Genomic DNA, 281 nt, shown 5'->3' with positions numbered 1-281 from the left:
GTGGCGATGATCCCCGAGGTCGCCAACCACCTGGTCGCCTCCGGCGGCAAGCGCCTGCGCCCGATCCTGACTCTGGCCTGCGCCCGGCTCTGCGGCTACGCCGGTGCCACCGACGGCGACGTGGAGCTCGCCGCCAGCGTCGAGTTCATGCACACCGCGACGCTCCTCCACGACGACGTGGTCGACGAGAGCGACATGCGCCGCGGCCGCGTCGCCGCCCGGATCAAGTGGGGCAACAAGGCCTCCGTGCTGGTCGGCGACTTCCTGCTCGGCCAGGCCTT

General features: G+C 71.9%; 1 protein-coding gene. It reads left to right on the top strand.

All coding sequences use genetic code 11. From position 1 onward, the window contains the following. A partial coding sequence (locus tag ACLBYB_RS33460; RefSeq protein WP_447701453.1) for a polyprenyl synthetase family protein occupies positions 1 to 281 on the top strand: 281 nt, incomplete at both ends.

Source organism: Methylobacterium sp. D54C (assembly GCF_053345595.1).
The sequence above is the reverse complement of the archived record's forward strand: the minus strand, read 5'-3'. Positions and strand labels throughout refer to the sequence as shown.